Annotated in this window: 15 protein-coding genes; 3 read left to right on the top strand and 12 right to left on the bottom strand. The window is 63.4% G+C overall.

Annotated features, from left to right (window positions below; genetic code table 11):
* Positions 1 to 118: 118 nt before the first annotated feature.
* From HU763_RS07110 to mtnA, 10 genes are all read right to left on the bottom strand, one after another.
* On the bottom strand, positions 119 to 1546 hold the full coding sequence (locus HU763_RS07110) for an MBL fold metallo-hydrolase RNA specificity domain-containing protein (RefSeq protein WP_186688887.1): 1428 nt from the start codon (positions 1544 to 1546) through the stop codon (positions 119 to 121).
* A gap of 101 nt (positions 1547 to 1647) precedes the next feature.
* Positions 1648 to 1911, bottom strand: a complete 264-nt coding sequence (locus HU763_RS07105) for a lipopolysaccharide assembly protein LapA domain-containing protein (protein WP_186688884.1) — start codon at positions 1909 to 1911, stop codon at positions 1648 to 1650.
* A gap of 19 nt (positions 1912 to 1930) precedes the next feature.
* Positions 1931 to 2230, bottom strand: a complete 300-nt coding sequence (gene ihfB / locus HU763_RS07100; protein WP_013971456.1) for an integration host factor subunit beta — start codon at positions 2228 to 2230, stop codon at positions 1931 to 1933.
* Between the two features lie 342 nt (positions 2231 to 2572).
* The gene (gene rpsA, locus HU763_RS07095; protein WP_003252673.1) at positions 2573 to 4249 is read right to left on the bottom strand and encodes a 30S ribosomal protein S1; all 1677 of its coding nucleotides are present in this window, start codon (positions 4247 to 4249) and stop codon (positions 2573 to 2575) included.
* Between the two features lie 124 nt (positions 4250 to 4373).
* Positions 4374 to 5060 carry a (d)CMP kinase gene (cmk, locus tag HU763_RS07090; RefSeq protein ID WP_170028806.1) on the bottom strand — a complete coding sequence of 229 codons (687 nt, stop codon included), beginning with the start codon at positions 5058 to 5060 and terminating at the stop codon, positions 4374 to 4376.
* The gene (locus HU763_RS07085; RefSeq protein ID WP_264081911.1) at positions 5057 to 7276 is read right to left on the bottom strand and encodes a bifunctional prephenate dehydrogenase/3-phosphoshikimate 1-carboxyvinyltransferase; all 2220 of its coding nucleotides are present in this window, start codon (positions 7274 to 7276) and stop codon (positions 5057 to 5059) included. The genes cmk and HU763_RS07085 overlap by 4 nt, the downstream gene beginning before the upstream one ends.
* Before the next feature lie 209 nt (positions 7277 to 7485).
* Positions 7486 to 8580: a prephenate dehydratase gene (pheA, locus tag HU763_RS07080; protein WP_013971453.1), complete on the bottom strand. Its 1095-nt coding sequence runs from the start codon at positions 8578 to 8580 to the stop codon at positions 7486 to 7488.
* Complete coding sequence (gene serC, locus HU763_RS07075; protein WP_186688878.1) at positions 8580 to 9665, bottom strand: 3-phosphoserine/phosphohydroxythreonine transaminase; 1086 nt, start codon at positions 9663 to 9665, stop codon at positions 8580 to 8582. The genes pheA and serC overlap by 1 nt, the downstream gene beginning before the upstream one ends.
* A gap of 265 nt (positions 9666 to 9930) precedes the next feature.
* Positions 9931 to 12696, bottom strand: a complete 2766-nt coding sequence (gyrA, locus tag HU763_RS07070; RefSeq protein ID WP_170028803.1) for a DNA gyrase subunit A — start codon at positions 12694 to 12696, stop codon at positions 9931 to 9933.
* A 365-nt stretch (positions 12697 to 13061) separates the two neighbouring features.
* Positions 13062 to 14138 (bottom strand): S-methyl-5-thioribose-1-phosphate isomerase, encoded by a 1077-nt coding sequence (gene mtnA, locus HU763_RS07065; RefSeq protein ID WP_186688876.1) that lies wholly within the window; start codon positions 14136 to 14138, stop codon positions 13062 to 13064.
* A gap of 110 nt (positions 14139 to 14248) precedes the next feature.
* Between mtnA and ubiG the strand changes: the two genes are divergently transcribed.
* From ubiG to HU763_RS07050, 3 genes are all read left to right on the top strand, one after another.
* Positions 14249 to 14947, top strand: a complete 699-nt coding sequence (gene ubiG, locus HU763_RS07060) for a bifunctional 2-polyprenyl-6-hydroxyphenol methylase/3-demethylubiquinol 3-O-methyltransferase UbiG (RefSeq protein ID WP_025338098.1) — start codon at positions 14249 to 14251, stop codon at positions 14945 to 14947.
* Between the two features lie 2 nt (positions 14948 to 14949).
* Positions 14950 to 15621, top strand: coding sequence for an N-acetylmuramic acid 6-phosphate phosphatase MupP (mupP, locus tag HU763_RS07055; RefSeq protein ID WP_170028801.1), 672 nt, complete (start codon positions 14950 to 14952; stop codon positions 15619 to 15621).
* A gap of 141 nt (positions 15622 to 15762) precedes the next feature.
* Entirely contained in the window at positions 15763 to 16503 is a 741-nt protein-coding gene (locus tag HU763_RS07050; RefSeq protein ID WP_170028800.1) for a YciK family oxidoreductase, read from the top strand.
* Between the two features lie 109 nt (positions 16504 to 16612).
* Here HU763_RS07050 and HU763_RS07045 read toward each other — a convergent pair whose 3' ends face one another.
* Together HU763_RS07045 and HU763_RS07040 are read right to left on the bottom strand one after the other, a co-directional pair.
* Positions 16613 to 17398 (bottom strand): iron-containing redox enzyme family protein, encoded by a 786-nt coding sequence (locus HU763_RS07045; RefSeq protein WP_170028799.1) that lies wholly within the window; start codon positions 17396 to 17398, stop codon positions 16613 to 16615.
* 30 nt (positions 17399 to 17428) lie between these two features.
* Entirely contained in the window at positions 17429 to 19885 is a 2457-nt protein-coding gene (locus tag HU763_RS07040) for an EAL domain-containing protein (RefSeq protein ID WP_186688874.1), read from the bottom strand.
* Positions 19886 to 19939 lie beyond the last annotated feature (54 nt).

Below are 19939 nucleotides of genomic sequence, written 5' to 3'. Positions count from 1 at the left end.
GCGGCTATTTGCCACCTCTGCCGCCACGCTTCTTACCTCACTTTAAGCTTCAGTAGAAAGAACCGGTTCACAAAAGTTCCGTAGATTCTGACAGGCATCACCCCCTCCCGCCCAAAGGTCATCTCGCAATTGTGACGCACACCTCATCTCCCCCCTGCCCAAGCGCAGCCCGCAGCGCATCCGCCAACGCCCGCTTGGCCCTCCCCTCCCCATGCACCAAAGCTACCCGCCGAGCATTACAACCCAGCGCAAACCGCACCAACCCCGCCTGATCAGCATGCGCCGAATAGCCAGCCAGCGTCATCACCTTGGCCCGTATTTCATACATATCGCCATCCAGATCAATCTGCACAAACCCTTCCGCCCCTTCACTGGCCTGTATCACCGCCCCCGGCGTACCCTTGGCCTGGTAGCCGACAAACATCACCTCATGCCGCGGACCCCCCAGCATCGCCTTGAGGTAGTTGACGATGCGCCCACCCGAACACATGCCATTGCCGGCAATGACAATCGCCGGCCGTCCAGTGCTCTTGAGGTAATTGACCACCTGGTGGTGGCGCGCATGGCTATCGATGCTGATCAACTGGCTGAAATCCAGCGGATCGCGCCCATCGGCAAGGCGTGCCCTGGCCTCGGCATTCCAGTAGTCGTGCAGCTCCCGGTACACCCCGGTGATTCGCTGGGCCAAGGGTGAGTCGAGAATGATCGGTAGTTGCGACCAGTCGACTGGCTCGCCAGCCGGTGACTGGCCGGATTTGCCGAGCAAGGCCTTGCGGTGAAGAATGCCTTCGATGTCGTACAGCAACTCCTGGGTGCGACCCAGGCTGAAGGCGGGAATCAACAGCGTGCCCTGATCGGCCAAGGCGCGGTCGATGGCGGCTTCCAGGCGCTGCTCGCGGTCTGCCACCGGTGGGTGCAGGCGGTCGCCGTAGGTGCTTTCCAAAACCAGCAGGTCGGCCCGCTCCGGCGGCCGCACAGGGCGCAGCAAGGGGTTGCCACAGGCGCCGAGGTCACCGGAGAACACATAGCGGGAGTTGACCTGTTCGTGCTGCATGTCGCATTCGACATACGCCGAACCCAATAGATGACCGGCGCGCTGCAGGCGGATGCGGCAGCTGAGACCGGGGCGCTCGACCAGCGGATACCACTGCTCGAAAGGCAGCGGCACGATGAGCTTGCGGATGAATTCCAGGTACCTTGCGACCTGGGCGGGTTCGCTGCTGATGCTGAGCTTGTAGGCATCCTCCAGCACCAGCGGCAGCAGCCGGGCAGAGGGTTCGCTGCACAGGATGGGGCCGCGGTAGCCAGCGGCCAGCAGGGCCGGGATGCGCCCTACGTGATCAAGGTGAACATGGGTGATGACCAAGGCCTGGATGCCCTGCACGTCGAAATCGAGCGGCGCGGATGCAGCGCCTGGCGCGGCGTCGTCGCCCTGCGCCAGGCCACAGTCGATGAGCAGGCTGATCGACGGATCGAGATGCAGCTGATGGCAGGATCCGGTGACGCCCTGGGTGCCACCGTGATGGGAAACGACGGGATATTCCATGCTGCACACACTCGCCTGGGCCGAAAATGAAGTGCGCTATTACTCCATGACAGCCGGTACAGACAAAGGTGAGGATTCCTAAGAAGCCGTAGGAAATGTCGTTAATTGCTGCTTAGTGCCGCCTGCCGTGCGGAAGCCCGGATCTTGCGTTTGCTGCACTGTACGCTGTATGCCCCCAGCAAAGGCCCGATTGCCAGGCCAATCACCAGCGCGGCAAGTACCAGGACCGCAACTGGCATGGCTGGAGCTGCCCAGCCGAACAGGACCAACGAGACGGTTTGCTGGTTTTCCAGAACGAAGAACAGCACCACAGCCGCCAACAGCAGCACGAACACCGCCGCCAGGGCGCGCTTGAGGTTACGCATCAGATTGCTCCTTGTGGAATCAGGTGTGAGCCTCGTGCTCTTCTTCATTGACCCGGTCGCGCAATTCTTTGCCGGGCTTGAAGTGCGGCACGAACTTGCCTTCGAGGCTGACCGACTGGCCGGTCTTCGGGTTACGGCCGACACGCGGTGCGCGATAGTGCAGCGAGAAGCTGCCAAAACCGCGAATCTCGATGCGATCGCCGGTGGCAAGGCATTGTGACATCTGTTCAAGCATGGTCTTGATGGCCAACTCCACGTCCTTGGACGAGAGCAGCCCCTGATGGGTGACAATACGTTCGATCAGCTCCGACTTCGTCATATTTTTCCCTTCGTTATCAAGCAGCTAGATCATTGCTTAACCAGTTTGTAGCACGCTGGGAAGGATTTGAACAGGGTGGTTCTTGACTTAATAAAAAAATTCAAGATTGAAGTTTTGTCGGAATGGTCTAGCTGGCGGGGCTTGGCGGGGTGGGGTTTTGGCTGGTTAGCGCTCGGCGCACGGGAGGTGGCGCCTGGGAGATCGCCTGCTGCGCGGGCGGCGTTCGGCCTCACAGGCACACCCCCTTACGAGGAACACCTCCTGCCCCCTCCAAACCAGCCAATAGAAGCGCAAAAAAAAGGGTGGCCCGAAGGCCACCCTTTTTTACCGATCAAACAGAACTCAGTTCTGCTTGGCCATTGCTTCGCGCAGCAGCGCAGCCATGGTGGTGTCGGCAGCCGCTTCCGGAGCGTTTTTCAGGCTCTGGATGGCTTCGCGCTCTTCAGCATCGTCCTTCGACTTGATGGACAGGCTGATAACGCGGGACTTGCGATCAACGCTGATGATCTTGGCTTCGATCTCTTCGCCTTCCTTCAGGACGTTACGCGCGTCTTCAACGCGGTCACGGCTGATTTCGGAAGCTTTCAGAGTAGCTTCGATGTCGTCGGCCAGAGTGACGATGGCGCCCTTGGCGTCAACTTCCTTCACGATGCCCTTGACGATAGCGCCCTTGTCGTTGACAGCAACGAAGTTGGAGAACGGATCGTCTTCCAGCTGCTTGATGCCCAGGGAGATGCGCTCGCGCTCTGGGTCAACCGACAGGATGACGGTTTCCAGTTCGTCGCCCTTCTTGAAACGACGTACGGCTTCTTCGCCGGTTTCGTTCCAGGAGATGTCGGACAGGTGAACCAGGCCGTCGATGCCGCCGTCCAGGCCAATGAAGATACCGAAGTCGGTGATCGACTTGATGGTACCGGTGATCTTGTCACCCTTGTTGAACTGGCCGGAGAAGTCTTCCCATGGGTTGGACTTGCACTGCTTGATGCCCAGGGAGATACGACGACGCTCTTCGTCGATGTCCAGAACCATGACTTCCACTTCGTCGCCAACCTGAACGACTTTCGACGGGTGGATGTTCTTGTTGGTCCAGTCCATTTCGGAAACGTGTACCAGACCTTCAACGCCTTCTTCCAGCTCAGCGAAGCAGCCGTAGTCGGTCAGGTTGGTAACGCGAGCCTGTACGCGAGTACCTTCTGGGTAACGGGCAGTGATAGCTACCCACGGATCTTCGCCCATCTGCTTCAGACCCAGCGAAACGCGGTTGCGCTCACGGTCGAACTTCAGAACGCGTACGTCGACTTCGTCGCCAACGTTAACGATTTCCGACGGGTGCTTGATGCGCTTCCAGGCCATGTCGGTGATGTGCAGCAGGCCGTCGATACCGCCCAGGTCCACGAATGCGCCGTAGTCGGTGAGGTTCTTGACGATACCCTTGACTTGCTGGCCTTCCTGCAGGGTTTCCAGCAGGGCTTCGCGCTCGGCGCTGTTCTCGGCTTCCAGCACGCTGCGACGGGAAACGACAACGTTGTTGCGCTTCTGGTCCAGCTTGATGACCTTGAATTCCAGCTCTTTGCCTTCCAGGTGGGTGGTGTCGCGCACAGGGCGGACATCAACCAGGGAGCCCGGCAGGAACGCACGGATGCCGTTAACGTCGACAGTGAAGCCGCCCTTAACCTTACCGTTGATAACGCCCTTGACCACTTCTTCGGCGGCGAAAGCTGCTTCCAGAACAATCCAGCACTCGGCGCGCTTGGCTTTTTCACGGGACAGCTTGGTTTCGCCAAAGCCGTCTTCGACCGCGTCCAGCGCAACGTGAACTTCGTCACCGACCTTGATGGTCAGCTCGCCAGCTTCGTTGTAGAACTGCTCGAGCGGGATGACGCCCTCGGACTTCAGGCCAGCGTGTACGGTAACCCAGTCGCCGTCGATGTCGACAACGATACCGGTGATGATGGCACCCGGCTGAAGATTGAGGGTTTTCAGGCTTTCTTCAAAGAGTTCTGCAAAGCTTTCGCTCATTTTAATTCCTGTAGATTCGGGCGAAACATACGCCCCTCGCCACATTCCAGACAATGTGGGTCTGTTTTAAGTAAAGGAAAGCGGGCAGGACGTTGACTGGTGCCCCTGCCTGCTTTCCTGGCTATCAGAGCAGGTCGCGCAGGGCGAGCTCACTCTTGATACGTTGCAACACCTGCTCGATGGACAACTCGGTAGAGTCCAACTGAATGGCGTCGGCCGCTGGCTTCAGCGGGGCCACTGCACGTTGGGTGTCACGTTCATCACGCGCACGAATCTCATCCAGCAGACTCGACAGACTAACATCTTCACCCTTGCCCTTCAACTGCAGATAGCGGCGGCGCGCGCGCTCCTCCGCACTGGCGGTGAGGAACACCTTCAACGGCGCGTCCGGGAACACCACGGTGCCCATGTCCCGACCGTCGGCGATCAGCCCGGGCAGTTCGCGGAACGCACGCTGGCGCTCCAGCAGCGCTTCACGCACCGCAGGCAGCGAGGCAACCATCGAGGCACCGGCACCGACGGTTTCGGTACGGATGACCTGGCTGACATCCTCGCCTTCGAGGATGGTTTGCTGAAGCTTACCGGGCTGGGCGGCAATGAACTGCACATCCAGATGGGCGGCAAGCTTGGTCAGCAGCTCTTCGTTGGTCAGGTCGACGCCATGGTTGGTGGCATTGAACGCCAGCAAGCGGTACAGCGCGCCGGAGTCCAGCAGCTTCCAGCCCAGTTCGCGGGCCAGCAGGCCGGCAACGGTGCCCTTGCCGGAGCCGCTGGGCCCGTCGATGGTGATGACCGGCGCCAGGGTACTCACGACTTGCCCTCTTCCGCCACGCGGATGCCGACCTCGGCGCACAGCGCCAGGAAGTTGGGGAAGGAAGTGGCGACGTTGGCGCAGTCGTGGATGCGGATCGGCGCGCTGGCGCGCAGCGAAGCCACGCTGAAGGCCATGGCGATGCGGTGGTCACCGTGGCCATGCACCTCACCACCGCCCAGCTGGCCGCCGTCGATGATGATGCCGTCCGGGGTCGGCTCGCACTTGATGCCCAGGGTGATCAGGCCATCGGCCATCACCTGGATACGGTCGGATTCCTTCACCCGCAGCTCTTCGGCCCCACGCAGCACGGTACGCCCTTCGGCGCAGGCAGCGGCGACGAACAGCACCGGGAACTCGTCGATGGCCAGCGGCACCAGCTCCTGCGGGATGTCGATGCCCTTCAGGCGGGCGCCACGCACGCGCAGGTCGGCCACTGGCTCGCCGCCGACTTCACGCTGGTTTTCCAGAGTGATGTCGCCGCCCATCAGGCGCAGGATATCGATCACGCCGGTACGGGTCGGGTTGATACCGACGTGCTCCAGCACCAGCTCGGAGCCTTCGGCGATGGACGCGGCCACCAGGAAGAAGGCTGCCGAGGAAATATCGGCCGGCACTTCGATACGGGTAGCGGTGAGCTTGCCGCCGGACTGCAGCGAGGCCACCGGGCCGTTGCTTTCGACGCTGTAGCCGAAGCCGCGCAGCATGCGCTCGGTGTGGTCACGGGTAGGCGCGGGCTCGGTGACGGTGGTCTTGCCTTCGGCATACAGGCCGGCCAGCAGCAGGCAGGATTTGACCTGGGCACTGGCCATCGGCAGCGTGTAGGTCAGCGCCTTGAGCTTGTGGCCACCGCGGATGGTCAGCGGCGGACGGCCGTCCGGGCCGGTCTCGACCACTGCGCCCATTTCGCGCAGCGGGTTGGCCACACGGTTCATCGGGCGCTTGGACAGCGAGGCGTCGCCGGTCATGGTCACGTCGAACGGCTGGCCGGCCAGCAGGCCCGACAGCAGGCGCATCGAGGTACCCGAGTTGCCCACGTACAGCGGCCCGGGTGGCGGCTTGAGGCCGTGCAGGCCAACGCCGTGAATGGTCACGCGACCGTGGTTGGGGCCTTCGATGACCACACCCATGTCGCGGAATGCCTGCAGGGTCGCCAGCGCGTCCTCACCTTCGAGGAAGCCTTCGACCTCGGTGGTGCCTTCGGCCAGCGAGCCGAGCATGATCGAGCGGTGGGAAATCGACTTGTCGCCCGGTACGCGAATTCGCCCGGACAGGCGGCCACCCGGTTGGGCCAGGAAAATCAGATCGTTGGCGTTCATAGCGTCCACATAGGCCCGGCGGGCCAGGATTTTACTGAAATGCTCGCGGGCTACCCGAGCGCGGGTGAATACACCCAGCAGCTGGTGCCCGTCCCCTTCAGCGATCGCGTCGCGCAAGGCGTCGAGGTCGCTGCGATATGTATCAAGCGTGCGCAGGACAGCATCGCGGTTGGCGAGGAAGATGTCGTGCCACATGGTCGGGTCGCTGCCGGCGATTCTCGTGAAATCGCGGAAGCCTCCCGCAGCGTACCGGAAGATCTCGAGGTTTTCATTGCGTCTGGCCAGCGAATCGACCAGGCCGAAGGCCAGCAGGTGCGGCAGGTGACTGGTGGCGGCCAGCACTTCGTCGTGGCGCTCGACCGGCATGTGCTCCACATCGGCTTCCAGCGCGCGCCACAGGCGGTCGACCAGGGCCAGGGCGGCCGGGTCGGTTTCGGCCAGCGGCGTGAGGATGACCTTGTGGCGGCGGAACAGGCTGGCGTTGGACGCCTCTACCCCGCTCTGCTCGGAACCGGCGATCGGGTGGCCGGGGACGAAGCGCGACAGGCGTGCGCCGCCGTCGTTCACAAACACGGCGCGCGCCTCACGCACCACATTGCCCTTGGCGCTGCCGACATCGGTGATGACGGCGTTGCCGAGGTCGAGCGTGGCCAGGCGGGCGAGCAGTTTTTCCATGGCCAGGATCGGCACCGCCAGCTGGATGACATCGGCGCCCACGCAGGCCGTAGCGAGGTCTTCTTCGCAGCGGTCGACCACGCCCATGGCCACGGCCAGCTTGCGCGAGGGGGCGTCCAGGTCGACACCGACCACTTCGCGGCACAGGCCGCTTTCACGCAGGCCCTTGGCGAACGAGCCACCGATCAGGCCGAGGCCGACCACGACCAGGCGGTCGATGATTGGCGCGGGTTTGGTTTTTGCTGCATTTACCACTGGTGCGAACCCTGTTCAGAAATCTAGGCAGTCTTGAGGCCCATGGGGCTGCGTTGCAGCCCATCGCGACGCAAGGCCGCTCCTACAGGGGCCCGTAGCGTTTCGAGGCCTGCACAACACCTGTAGGAGCGGCCTTGTGTCGCGACGGGGCGCGAAGCGGCCCCAACCCTCTCAAATCAAAGCACCGCCTTCGGATACGACCCCAGCACCTTCAGCGCCACAGCCTCCTGGCTGATCTGCTCGAGCACCGCCTTGATCAGCGGGTCACGGTGGTGGCCGACGAAATCGATGAAGAACACGTAGGTCCACTTGCCACTGCGCGACGGACGGGTCTCGATACGGGTCAGGTCGATACCGTTCTGGTGGAACGGTACCAGCAACTCGTGCAAGGCACCTGGCTTGTTGCTCATCGACACGATGATCGAGGTCTTGTCGTCGCCGGTCGGCGGCACTTCCTGGTTACCGATCATCAGGAAGCGCGTGGAGTTGTCCGGGCGGTCTTCGATCTTTTCGGCCAGACGAGTCAGGCCGTACAGGTTGGCCGCCATGTCGCCGGCGATCGCCGCCGAGTTCCACTCGCCCTTGACCCGCTTGGCCGCCTCGGCATTGCTCGACACCGCCACGCGCTCCACGTTCGGGTAGTGCGCGTCGAGCCACTTGCGGCACTGCGCCAGCGATTGGGCGTGGGAGTAGATGCGGGTGATGCTGTCGGTCTTGGTGTTCTCGCCCACCAACAGGTGGTGGTGGATACGCAGCTCGACTTCGCCGCAGATCACCATGTCGTGCTCGAGGAAGCTGTCCAGGGTATGGCTGACCGCGCCCTCGGTGGAGTTTTCCACCGGCACCACGCCAAAATTGACGGCACCGGCCGCCACTTCGCGGAACACTTCGTCGATGGCCGCCATCGGCCGGCTGATCACCGCGTGGCCGAAGTGCTTCATGGCCGCGGCCTGGGTAAAGGTGCCTTCTGGGCCCAGGTAGGCGATTTTCAGCGGCTCTTCCAGGGCCAGGCACGACGACATGATTTCGCGGAACAAGCGCGCCATCTCTTCGTTGTCCAGCGGCCCCTTGTTGCGCTCCATCACGCGCTTGAGCACGGCGGCTTCACGCTCGGGGCGATAGAACACCGGCTTTTCGCCTTCCGCCAGCGAGGCGGTCTTGACCTTGGCCACTTCCTGGGCGCAACGGGCACGTTCGCTGATCAGCTCGAGGATCTTCTCGTCGAGGCTGTCGATGCGCACGCGCAGCGCCTTCAGTTCGTGCTCGGACATCAGCCGTGCTCCTTCTCGAATTCGGCCATGTAGGCCACCAGGGCTTCCACCGCCTCGAGGCCCAGGGCGTTGTAGATGGAGGCGCGCATGCCGCCAACCGAACGGTGGCCCTTGAGGTTGAGCAGGCCACGGGCATCGGCGCCGGCGAGGAAGGCCTTGTCCAGGCGCTCGTCAGCCAGGCGGAACGGCACGTTCATCCACGACCGGGCGTTGTGGCTGATCGGGTTGGTGTAGAACTCGCTGCTGTCGATGAAGCCGTACAGGCGGTCTTTCTTGGCGCGGTTGCGCTGCTCCATGGCCTCGACGCCACCCTGCTCCTTCAGCCACTCGAAGACCAGGCCGGAGAGGTACCAGGAGTAGGTAGCCGGGGTGTTGTACATCGAGCCGTTGTCGGCCGCGACCTTGTAGTCGAGCATGGTCGGGCAGCTGCTGCGGGCGTGACCCAGCAGGTCTTCGCGCACGATCACCACGACCAGGCCGCTTGGGCCGATGTTTTTCTGCGCACCAGCGTAGATCAGGCCGTACTGCGAGACATCGATCGGGCGCGAGAGGATGTCGGAGGACATGTCGACCACCAGCGGTACGTCACCGGTCTCGGGCACCCAGTCGAACTGCAGGCCACCGATGGTCTCGTTGGACGCATAGTGCACGTAGGCCGCGTTCTTGGTCAGGTTCCACTCGTTCTGGCCCGGGATGGCCAGGTAGTCGTAGGGCTTGGCGCTGGCGGCGACGTTGACATTGCCGAAGCGGCGCGCTTCCTCGATGGCCTTTTTCGACCAGATGCCGGTCTCGATGTAGTCGGCGGTGCCGTTTTCCGGCAGCAGGTTCAGCGGGATTTCGGCGAACTGCTGGCTGGCGCCGCCCTGCAGGAACAGCACCTTGTAGTTGGAGGGGACGGACAGCAGGTCACGCAGGTCCTGCTCGGCCTTTTCGGCGATGGCCACGTAGTCGTCGCTGCGATGGCTCATTTCCATCACCGACAAGCCCTTGCCATGCCAATCCAGCATCTCGGCCTGCGCACGCTGCAGAACAGTGTCAGGAAGCGCAGCAGGGCCTGCGCAGAAGTTAAAGGCTCGTTTGCTCACATCCACTCTCGCTCTGCCAAATAGAACAAATTCTTAACTTACAGGCCACGCGCTGCTCTTGTAGGAGCGGCCTTGCGTCGCGAACGGGTCGCAAAGCGGCCCCGGCGTCTTGCAGCGCCGCTGAACCCCCAGGGCTGCCTTGCAGCCCTTTCGCGACGCAAGGCCGCTCCTACAAAAAGCTCGCCCCGCCATAGGGCGGGTTCAGCATTGCCTGCTTTCATCAGGCAAACGGGGCGACCTTGGTCGCCCCGTTCGGGTTTTACGCTTACTCCTGCGGGGCCTCTTCGGCGCCAGCAGCTTCGTCATTGTCTGGCGCTTCGGCCGCGACACCCTCTTCGTCCGTCTCGAGCACATCATCGAGCTCTTCCTCGGACGGCTCCTGGATACGCTCCAGGCCTACGAGTGTCTCGTCATTGGCCAGCTTGATCAAGGTCACGCCCTGGGTATTGCGGCCCAGGCTGGACACTTCGCCAACACGGGTCCGCACCAGGGTGCCCTGGTCGGAGATCAGCATGATCTCTTCGCCTTCCTGCACCTGGATGGCACCGATCAGCAGGCCATTGCGCCCTTTGGTGCCCATGGCGATCACGCCCTGGCCACCACGGCCGCGACGCGGGAACTTGGACAGCGGGGTACGCTTGCCGAAGCCGCGCTCGGAGGCGGTGAGGATCTGCGCGCCGGATTCCGGGATCAGCATGGAGATGATCCGCTGGCCCTTGCCCAGCTTCATGCCGCGCACGCCACGGGCGTTACGGCCCATCTCGCGCACCACGCTCTCGGCGAAGCGGATCACCTTGCCGGCATCGGAGAACATCATCACTTCCTTGGCGCCGTCGGTGATGGCCGCCGCGATCAGGGTGTCGCCTTCCTTCAGCTTCAGGGCGATCAGGCCGTTGGAGCGTGGACGGGCGAACTGCACCAGCGGGGTCTTCTTCACGGTACCCGAAGCGGTGGCCATGAAGATGTAGGCGCCGGTCGGCTCGGCCACCCACTCAGGGGTATCGCCGTCTTCTTCGTCGACTTCCTCGGCCTCGACCACTTCGCCTTCGAGCACGGTGTCTTCCGCGTCCTCCAGCTCTTCGTCGGCGCCAGCGCTCTGCTGCAGGGCCTCGAGGTCGATCTGCAGCATGGCGGTGATACGCTCACCCTCCTCCAGCGGCAGCAGGTTGACCATCGGGCGGCCGCGGGCGGCGCGAGACGCCTCAGGAATGTCGTAGGTCTTCAGCCAGTACACCTTGCCGCGGCTGGAGAACAGCAGCAGGGTGGCGTGGCTGTTGGCCACCAGCAGGTGCTCGACGTAGTCCTCGTCCTTCACCCCGGTGGCCGACTTGCCTTTGCCGCCACGGCGCTGGGCCTGGTAGGCGGACAGCGGCTGGGTCTTGGCGTAGCCACCATGGGAGATGGTCACCACGCGCTCTTCTTCGGGGATCATGTCGCCGTAATTGAGGTCGTGGCGCGCATCGAGGATTTCGGTGCGGCGGGCATCGCCGTATTCGGCGCGGATGGCTTCCAGCTCTTCGCGGATCACTTCCATCAGGCGCTCGGCGCTGCTGAGGATGCGGATCAGTTCGCCGATCTGCTCGAGGATTTCCTGGTACTCGGCCAGCAGCTTCTCGTGCTCCAGGCCGGTCAGGCGGTGCAGGCGCAGGTCGAGGATCGCCTGGGCCTGTTCCGGCGACAGGTAATACTTGCCTTCACGCAGGCCGTACTGCTCCGGCAGGTCCTCGGGGCGGCAGGAATCGGCGCCGGCGCGCTCGACCATGACCTGCACGGCGCTGGACTCCCAGGCGGTGGACACCAGGGCTTCCTTGGCTTCGGACGGGGTCGGCGAGGCCTTGATCAGGGCGATGACCGGGTCGATGTTGGACAGCGCGACAGCCTGGCCTTCAAGGATATGGCCGCGTTCGCGGGCCTTGCGCAGCTCGAACACGGTACGGCGGGTCACCACTTCGCGGCGGTGACGGACGAACGCTTCAAGCAGGTCCTTGAGGTTGAGCAGGCGCGGACGGCCATCGACCAGGGCGACGACGTTGATGCCGAATACGCTCTGCAGCTGGGTCTGCGAATACAGGTTGTTGAGCACCACCTCCGGCACCTCGCCGCGACGCAGCTCGATGACGATGCGCATGCCGTCCTTGTCGGACTCGTCGCGCAGCTCGGTGATGCCTTCGATCTTCTTCTCTTTGACCAGCTCGGCGATCTTCTCGATCAGGCGCGCCTTGTTCAGCTGGTACGGCAGCTCGGTAACCACGATCTGCTGGCGGCCGCCCACCTTGTCGATGTCTTCGATTTCGGAGCGGGCGCGCATGTAGATGCGGCCACGGCCGGTGCGATAGGCCTCGATGATGCCCTGGCGGCCGTTGATCAGGCCGGCAGTCGGGAAGTCCGGGCCCGGGATGTGCTGCATCAGCTCATCGATGGTGACATCCGGGTTGTCGATCAGCGCCAGGCAGCCGTCGATGACTTCGCCAAGGTTGTGCGGCGGGATGTTGGTCGCCATACCCACGGCGATACCGCTGGAACCGTTGACCAGCAGGTTGGGGATACGGGTCGGCATGACCGCCGGGATCTGTTCGGTGCCGTCGTAGTTGGGTACCCAGTCGACGGTTTCCTTGTGCAGGTCGGCCAGCAGCTCGTGGGCCAGCTTGGCCATGCGCACTTCGGTGTATCGCATGGCCGCGGCGTTGTCGCCGTCCACCGAGCCGAAGTTGCCCTGGCCGTCGACCAGCAGGTAGCGCAGCGAGAATGGCTGGGCCATACGCACGATGGTGTCGTAGACCGCAGTGTCGCCGTGGGGGTGGTACTTACCGATCACGTCACCGACCACACGGGCGGATTTCTTGTACGGCTTGTTCCAGTCGTTGCCCAGTTCGCTCATCGCATAGAGGACGCGACGATGCACGGGCTTCAAGCCGTCACGCGCATCGGGCAGCGCTCGCCCGACAATCACGCTCATCGCGTAGTCGAGGTAGGACTGTCTCAGTTCGTCTTCGATATTGACCGGGAGGATTTCTTTGGCCAGTTCGCCCATGAGAAGCCTGATTCCTTTTTCTGGTGAAACTTCGCAGCTCCATCAAGGGCCGAACGAAGCTCGCCGCCGCAGCGCATGTGGTGCGACGACTTACGACAAATCAATGAGTTGTGCCATGGATCTGCGCAATGAAGGCCGCCGTGGTGGGCGGTCCTGGAAACTGCCGGATGTTATCACAATGGCGGGGGCGGTGGGGAGATGTGGCAGGTGGCCTCACACGAGGGTAAATCTGGATTTTTTATAGCCTGTGCTGGCCTCTTCGCGGGTAAACCCGCTCCCACAGGTACACCACCGCCCTCAGGCCTTGTGCTATCCCTGTGGGAGCGGGTTTACCCGCGAAGAGGCCGGAACAGGCACTACGAATATCAGTGCAAGCGCTTGCGGCACAGCAACTGCGCCAGCTTGGCGGTGTCCGGCCGCTCGACGATGCCACGCTCGGTCACGATCACGTCGATCAGGTCGGCCGGGGTCACGTCGAACACCGGGTTGAACACCTCGACATCCGGCGCCACCTGGGTGCCACCGATGTCCAGCAATTCGTCGGCAGCACGCTCTTCGAGGGGGATGTCCTCGCCAGTGGCCAGGTTGAAATCGATACTGCTGCTCGGCGCCACCACCATGAAGCGCACGCCGTGGTGCATGGCGCTGACCGCCAGCTGGTACGTGCCGATCTTGCTGGCCATGTCGCCATTGGCGGCAATGCAGTCAGCGCCCACCACGACCCAGGTGATGCCCTTGGTCTTCATCAGGTGGGCCAGCGCCGAGTCGGCGCACAGGGTCACCGGGATGCCTTCGTTGGCCAGCTCCCAGGCGGTCAGGCGCGAGCCTTGCAGCCAAGGGCGGGTCTCGCCGGCGTACACCCGTTCGACCATGCCCTCCAGGTAGCTGGCACGGATCACCCCCAGCGCGGTACCGAAGCCACCGCTGGCCAGGGCGCCGGCATTGCCGTAGGTGAGCAGGGTCTGGGCGTTGCCCTGGTGGCGGCGAATCAGCTCAATGCCGTGTTGGGCCATGGTCAGGTTGGCTTCACGGTCGCTTTCATGAATGGCCACCGCTTCGGCCTCCAGCGCGGCCAGCACGTCCTCGTCGGCGCGCAGGCGCTGCAGGCGCTCACGCATGCGGTTCAACGCCCAGAACAGGTTGGCGGCCGTGGGGCGCGCCTCGGCCAGCAACAGGAAGTCTTCTTCCAGGTCCATCTCCCAGTCGCCGCCCTGGGCCAGGCGCTCTTCCAGCGCCAGCACCAGGCCGTAGGCCACCACGATGCCGATCGCCGAGGCGCCGCGCACGGCCATGTCGCGGACCGCTGCGGCCACCTGCGCGACATTGTCGCAGGCCAGCCAACGCTCCTCCGACGGCAGCAGGCGCTGGTCGAGCAGGTGCAGGACGCCGCCCTGCCAGCGGATCGCGGTCACCTTCTCCGCCGCCAAAAATCGCTCGCGCATCGCCTCTCCCCGTCGTTCGGATATCAAAAGCCGGCGATTATAGCGACCCTCGGGGCCGAGCGCTCGGGTATACTCCGGCGCAATTTTGCGAAGTTTCAGAGGACTGTTCAATGAGCAACGTCGACCGCGCCGAAATCGCCAAGTTCGAAGCGCTGGCCCACCGCTGGTGGGACCGCGAAAGCGAGTTCAAGCCGCTGCACGAAATCAACCCGCTGCGCGTCAACTGGATCGACGAGCGCGCCAGCCTGGCCGGCAAGAAAGTGCTGGACGTGGGTTGTGGTGGCGGCATCCTCAGCGAGGCCATGGCCCTGCGTGGCGCCACGGTCACTGGCATCGACATGGGCGAGGCACCGCTGGCGGTGGCCCAGCTGCACCAGCTGGAGTCGGGCGTGCAGGTGGAATACCGGCAGATCACCGCCGAAGCCCTGGCCGAGGAAATGCCCGAACAGTTCGACGTGGTCACCTGCCTGGAAATGCTCGAGCACGTGCCTGACCCGTCCTCGGTCATCCGCGCCTGCTACCGCATGGTCAAGCCTGGCGGCCAGGTGTTCTTCTCGACCATCAACCGCAACCCCAAGGCCTACCTGCTGGCAATCGTCGGCGCCGAGTACATCCTGAAGATGCTGCCGCGCGGTACCCACGACTTCAAGAAGTTCATCCGCCCGTCCGAGCTGGGCGCCTGGAGCCGCGTCGCCGGCCTGCAGGTCAAGGACATCATCGGCCTGACCTACAACCCGCTGACCAAGCACTACAAGCTCAGCAGCGACGTGGACGTCAACTACATGATCCAGACCTTGCGCGAGGAATGAGCATGCGTTTGCAAGCAGTTCTGTTCGACATGGACGGCACCCTGCTCGACACGGCGCCAGACTTCATCGCCATCTGCCAGGCCATGCTCGCCGAGCGCGGCCTGCCGGCCATCGACGACCAGCGCATCCGCGACGTGATTTCCGGTGGCGCCCGCGCCATGGTCGCCGCCACGTTCGCCATCAGCCCCGAAGCGGAAGGCTTCGAGGCCCTGCGCCTGGAGTTTCTCGAGCGCTACCAGCGCGACTGCGCGGTGCACAGCAAGCTGTTCGACGGCATGGCCGAGCTGCTGGCCGACATCGAGAAAGGCAACCTGCTGTGGGGGGTGGTCACCAACAAGCCGGTGCGCTTCGCCGAGCCGATCATGCAGCAGCTGGGCCTGGCCGAGCGTTCGGCGCTGCTGATCTGCCCCGACCACGTGAAGAACAGCAAGCCCGACCCCGAGCCGCTGATCCTCGCCTGCAAGACCCTGAACCTGGACCCGGCCAGCGTATTGTTCGTCGGCGACGACCTGCGCGACATCGAGTCTGGCCGCGATGCCGGCACCCGTACGGCGGCGGTGCGCTACGGCTATATTCATCCAGAGGACAACCCCAACAACTGGGGCGCCGACGTGGTGGTGGACCACCCACTGGAACTGCGCAAAGTGATCGACAGCGCGCTGTGCGGCTGCTGAGTAGCAACGACTGACGCCAGACTCTGTGGGAGCGGGCAAGCCCGCGAAGCAGGCACTGCAGTGGATGGCACCGGCTTTGCCGGTGTTCGCGGGCGCGCCCGCTCCCACACGGTCTGTCGCGCCATAAAAAGGGAATACGCAATGTTCGACTACACCGCCCGCCCCGACCTGCTGCAAGGCCGGGTCATCCTGGTTACCGGTGCCGGCCGCGGCATCGGCGCCGCTGCCGCCAAGGCCTATGCCGCGCTGGGCGCCACCGTGCTGCTGCTGGGCAAGACCGAGGCCAACCTCAACGAGGTCTACGACCAGATCGAAGCCGCCGGGCACCCGCAACCGGTAGTGATCCCGTTCAACCTGGAAACCGCCCTGCCCCACCAGTACGACGAACTGGCGGTGATGATCGAGGAGCAGTTCGGCCGCCTCGATGGCCTGCTCAACAACGCATCGATCATCGGCCCGCGCACGCCGCTGGAGCAGCTGTCGGGTGACAACTTCATGCGCGTGATGCACATCAACGTCAACGCCACGTTCATGCTCACCAGCACCCTGTTGCCATTGCTGAAGCTGTCGGAAGACGCTTCGGTGGTGTTCACCAGCAGCAGCGTCGGGCGCAAGGGCCGCGCCTACTGGGGCGCTTATGGCGTGTCGAAATTCGCCACCGAGGGCCTGATGCAGACCCTCGCCGACGAACTGGAAGGCGTGGCGCCGGTGCGCGCCAACAGCATCAACCCGGGCGCCACGCGCACGGCGATGCGCGCCCAGGCGTACCCCAGCGAAAACCCGCAGAACAACCCGCTGCCGGAACAGATCATGCCGCTGTACCTGTACCTGATGGGGCCGGACAGCAAAGGGGTGAATGGGCAGGCGTTCGACGCCCAGTGAGCCTGAGCTGGCCTCTTCGCGGGCTCGCCCGCTCCCACAGGATCAGCAAGGCCCTTGAAGGCTGCGCCATACCTGTGGGAGCGGGCAAGCCCGCGAAGAGGTGCAACACTCAGCCCGCCACCAACGCCGGGCGCATGCTCCGCTGCTGGCGACCTTCCAGTTGCATGCAGCGCTCCAGGAACATGTACATGCAGTCATAGCTCCTGCATATCGCCCTGCGCAGCTCGGTACGCAACCCCAGCGTCGGGTTCTCGCCGGCCAGCGTGCAGATGATCTCCAGCGCTTCCCACGGGTGCGCGTCGTCATACTGGGCGTGCATCTTCAGCCACTTCATCGCCCGCTTGCGCTCTTCCTCCGGGAAGCCCAGCGCATAGGTGTCGCTGGAACACACCACCGCCGACCATTCGCCGGTCGCGCCTTCGATGGCGTAATTGGTCGCCGCCATGGAGATGGCCAGGTTCTCGGTGAAACACACGCGCCAGCACCAGTCGTTCAGGCCGTTCAGCTCGGCCGGAACGTTCTGCGCCTGCAATTCATGCAGGTGCACGCCGTGCGCCTGGGCCCAGCTGACCCAATAGTCGGCATGGTTGAGCTCGACGCGGATATTGCGCATCAACCAGCGCCGCGCCATATCCTCGCCCTGGTGCCGACCATACCGGGTCTTGGTCAGGTTGTGCGCCATGTACAGCGAGAACTGCTCGACCACCGGCCAGCCACCGATCAGGTACTGGCGGATGGTCGACTGCTTCAACTGGCCATCGCGCAGCCGTGCGTAGAACTCGTGCTCCACGACCCGGCGCTTGCTTTCGCGGCAATCCTCAATCAGTTGCTGGGCCCAGTGGGGGTAGCTTGCAGGGTCCATCAGAGGGCCGATACGAACGAATGCATCAATCACTTTGAGCTCCTTGATCCTTGCGATCACTAGCTAACGAAACGTGCCAGGTGCCCGCTGCAACAGAGGCCGGGTGGCGATCCGTTGGCGCTGCAGACTGTCACAGGTGAACACCTGGGGGCGTTCAATCAGGTAGCCCTGGGCGTAATCAACGCCAATCTCCTGCAAGGCCTGCTCGATCAAGGGTGTTTCGACGAATTCGGCAATGGTGCGCTTGCCCATTACGTGTCCTATGTGGTTGATGACCTCGACCATGGCCCGGTTGACCGGATCGTCGAGCATGTCCTTGACGAAACTCCCGTCGATCTTCAGGTAATCCACGGGCAAATGCTTGAGATAGGCGAACGATGACATGCCAGCGCAGAAATCATCGAGCGAGAAGCGGCAACCCAGCCCCTTCAACTCGTTGATAAAGCGGATGGCGCTGCCAAGGTTGGCAATCGCGCTGGTTTCGGTGATTTCAAAACAGATCATCCGCGGCGGGATGGCGTATTCGACGAACAGGCGCTGCAAGTATTCGAGGAACTTGTCGTCGCCAATGCTCGACCCCGACAGGTTGATCGCACAGGTCGACAACGGCCCTTCCCGGCCCTGGTCCAGGCACTGGCGGATGACCACGAATACATTGCGCACCACCCAGCGATCCAGCGCGGTCATCAGGCCATAGCGCTCGGCTGCCGGGATGAAGCTGTTGGGCAGGATGGTGCGGCCGCTTTCGTCGTGCAGGCGCAACAGGATCTCGATATGGCCCGGGCCTTCGAAACTCTTCAGCGGGGCGATTTCCTGGGCGTACAGGCAGAAACGGTTTTCTTCCAGGGCCACGTGCAGGCGCTGGATCCAGGCCATTTCGCCAAAGCGCATGGACAGTTCGCTGTCGTCGGCATGGTACACCTGGACACGGTTGCGGCCCTTTTCCTTGGCCATGTAGCAGGCCATGTCGGCGGCGCGCAGCGAGGCTTCCAGGGTGGTGGGGGCCTGGGCCAAGTGCACCAGGCCGATACTGACGGTGGTGACGAACGGCCGCCCCTTCCACACGAAGTGCAGGCTCTGCACCAGCTGGCGCAACTGCTCGCCGATACGCTCGGCCTGCTCGGGCGGGCAGCTTTCCAGCAGTACGCCGAACTCGTCACCGCCCAGGCGGGCCAGGGTGTCGCCTTCCCGCAGGCCGGATTGCAGCACGGCGCAGATGTGCCGCAGCAGTTCGTCGCCAGCGGCATGCCCGCAGGTGTCGTTGACCAGCTTGAACTGGTCGAGGTCGAGGAACATCAGTGAATGCCGCCCGGCCTGGCGCGCCAGGCCATTGAGTGCCTGCTCCAGGCGGTATTCGAATTCGCGGCGGTTGGCCAGCCCGGTGAGGGCGTCGTGGGTCGCCTGCCAGGACAGGTTGGCGATGTACTGGCGTTCCTGGGTCATGTCGTGCAGCACCAGCACGATGCCGCTGACCTCGCCGTCGTTGACGATCGGTGAGCCGACCAGGTTGATCGACACGGTACTGCCATCCAGGCGCTGGATCAGCCGGGGATGCTCGGCGCCGCCTTTGAGGCTGCCGCTGAGCACCTGTTCGACCAGGCTGCGGCCATCTTCCTCGGCCTGCTCGTCCACCAGGCTGAACAACGCCGACAATGGCAGGCCCTGGGCCTGGCCGGCCTGCCAGTGGGTCAGTTGTTCGGCGGCGGGGTTCATGTAGCCGATCATGCCTTCTACATCTGCAGTGATCACCGCGTCGCCGATGGCCTGCAGGGTGATCTGCGCCCGCTCCTTTTCAACCTGCAGAGCACTGGCAAAGGCCTCGCGCTGGGCCAGCAGCTTGCTGGAACGGCGCCAGGCAATGGCGATCAGGAACATCGCCGTCATCAGGTTGGTGATCAGCAGCACCCGCAACAGCATGCGCGAGCCCTCGCCGAGGGCATCGCTGAACGCCTTGGATGCCGGGGTGACCCCTTCATTGATAGCGACGATGCGCGCCTTCCAATCGCTGATCGTACGGGCATCTACCGGCCCGGCGGCGAAGCTGCTGCGCATTTCGTTGGCCAGCGTATCCAGCTTGGCCAGGTAATCGTCGCCGATATTCCAGTAATCGATCGCCGTCTGCATGTAGCTGAGGTTGCGAAAGTTGCGATAGAACCAGATGATCCGTTCGACATCGTCGGGGTGATTGCCGCCATCCAGTACGGCCTGGCGCGCAGCGTCAAGGTCGGGGACGGGCTGGTCGAGCACCTCGCGCAAGCGCTGGTCGCCGCGGGGCACGATGATCGCCTGGCGATAGTGCTGGTAGGTACTGTCGTCGCGGGTTTCCGCATACAGGTCAAGGTAATAGATTGCGTCTTTCTGGGCCTTGGACCAAAGGCTTTCACCGGCGACATAGGCGCGCACCGCCGACAGCGCATAGAAACTGAGGCTGCCCAGGGCCACCTGGAAGACCACAACGGCGATGAAGGGCCAGGTGATACCAAGCAGCTTGGGCGCTTCGAGTGTGCGATGTCCCTTCATGGAGTCCCTGTCACAGAGCAGATGAGGCGCAGATCAACTCAGACAAGCACAGCG

The organism is Pseudomonas anuradhapurensis (assembly GCF_014269225.2).
In the GTDB taxonomy this organism is placed as follows: Bacteria; Pseudomonadota; Gammaproteobacteria; order Pseudomonadales; family Pseudomonadaceae; genus Aquipseudomonas; species Aquipseudomonas anuradhapurensis.
The sequence above is the reverse complement of the archived record's forward strand: the minus strand, read 5'-3'. Positions and strand labels throughout refer to the sequence as shown.

Coding starts and splice junctions, on each gene's coding strand:
- HU763_RS07050 (WP_170028800.1), top strand. CDS start 15,763: ATGTTCGACTACACCGCCCGCCCCGACCTGCTGCAAGGCCGGGTCATC.
- HU763_RS07105 (WP_186688884.1), bottom strand. CDS start 1,911: ATGCGTAACCTCAAGCGCGCCCTGGCGGCGGTGTTCGTGCTGCTGTTG.
- HU763_RS07040 (WP_186688874.1), bottom strand. CDS start 19,885: ATGAAGGGACATCGCACACTCGAAGCGCCCAAGCTGCTTGGTATCACC.
- HU763_RS07110 (WP_186688887.1), bottom strand. CDS start 1,546: ATGGAATATCCCGTCGTTTCCCATCACGGTGGCACCCAGGGCGTCACC.
- ihfB (WP_013971456.1), bottom strand. CDS start 2,230: ATGACGAAGTCGGAGCTGATCGAACGTATTGTCACCCATCAGGGGCTG.
- mupP (WP_170028801.1), top strand. CDS start 14,950: ATGCGTTTGCAAGCAGTTCTGTTCGACATGGACGGCACCCTGCTCGAC.
- ubiG (WP_025338098.1), top strand. CDS start 14,249: ATGAGCAACGTCGACCGCGCCGAAATCGCCAAGTTCGAAGCGCTGGCC.
- gyrA (WP_170028803.1), bottom strand. CDS start 12,696: ATGGGCGAACTGGCCAAAGAAATCCTCCCGGTCAATATCGAAGACGAA.
- rpsA (WP_003252673.1), bottom strand. CDS start 4,249: ATGAGCGAAAGCTTTGCAGAACTCTTTGAAGAAAGCCTGAAAACCCTC.
- pheA (WP_013971453.1), bottom strand. CDS start 8,580: ATGTCCGAGCACGAACTGAAGGCGCTGCGCGTGCGCATCGACAGCCTC.
- mtnA (WP_186688876.1), bottom strand. CDS start 14,138: ATGCGCGAGCGATTTTTGGCGGCGGAGAAGGTGACCGCGATCCGCTGG.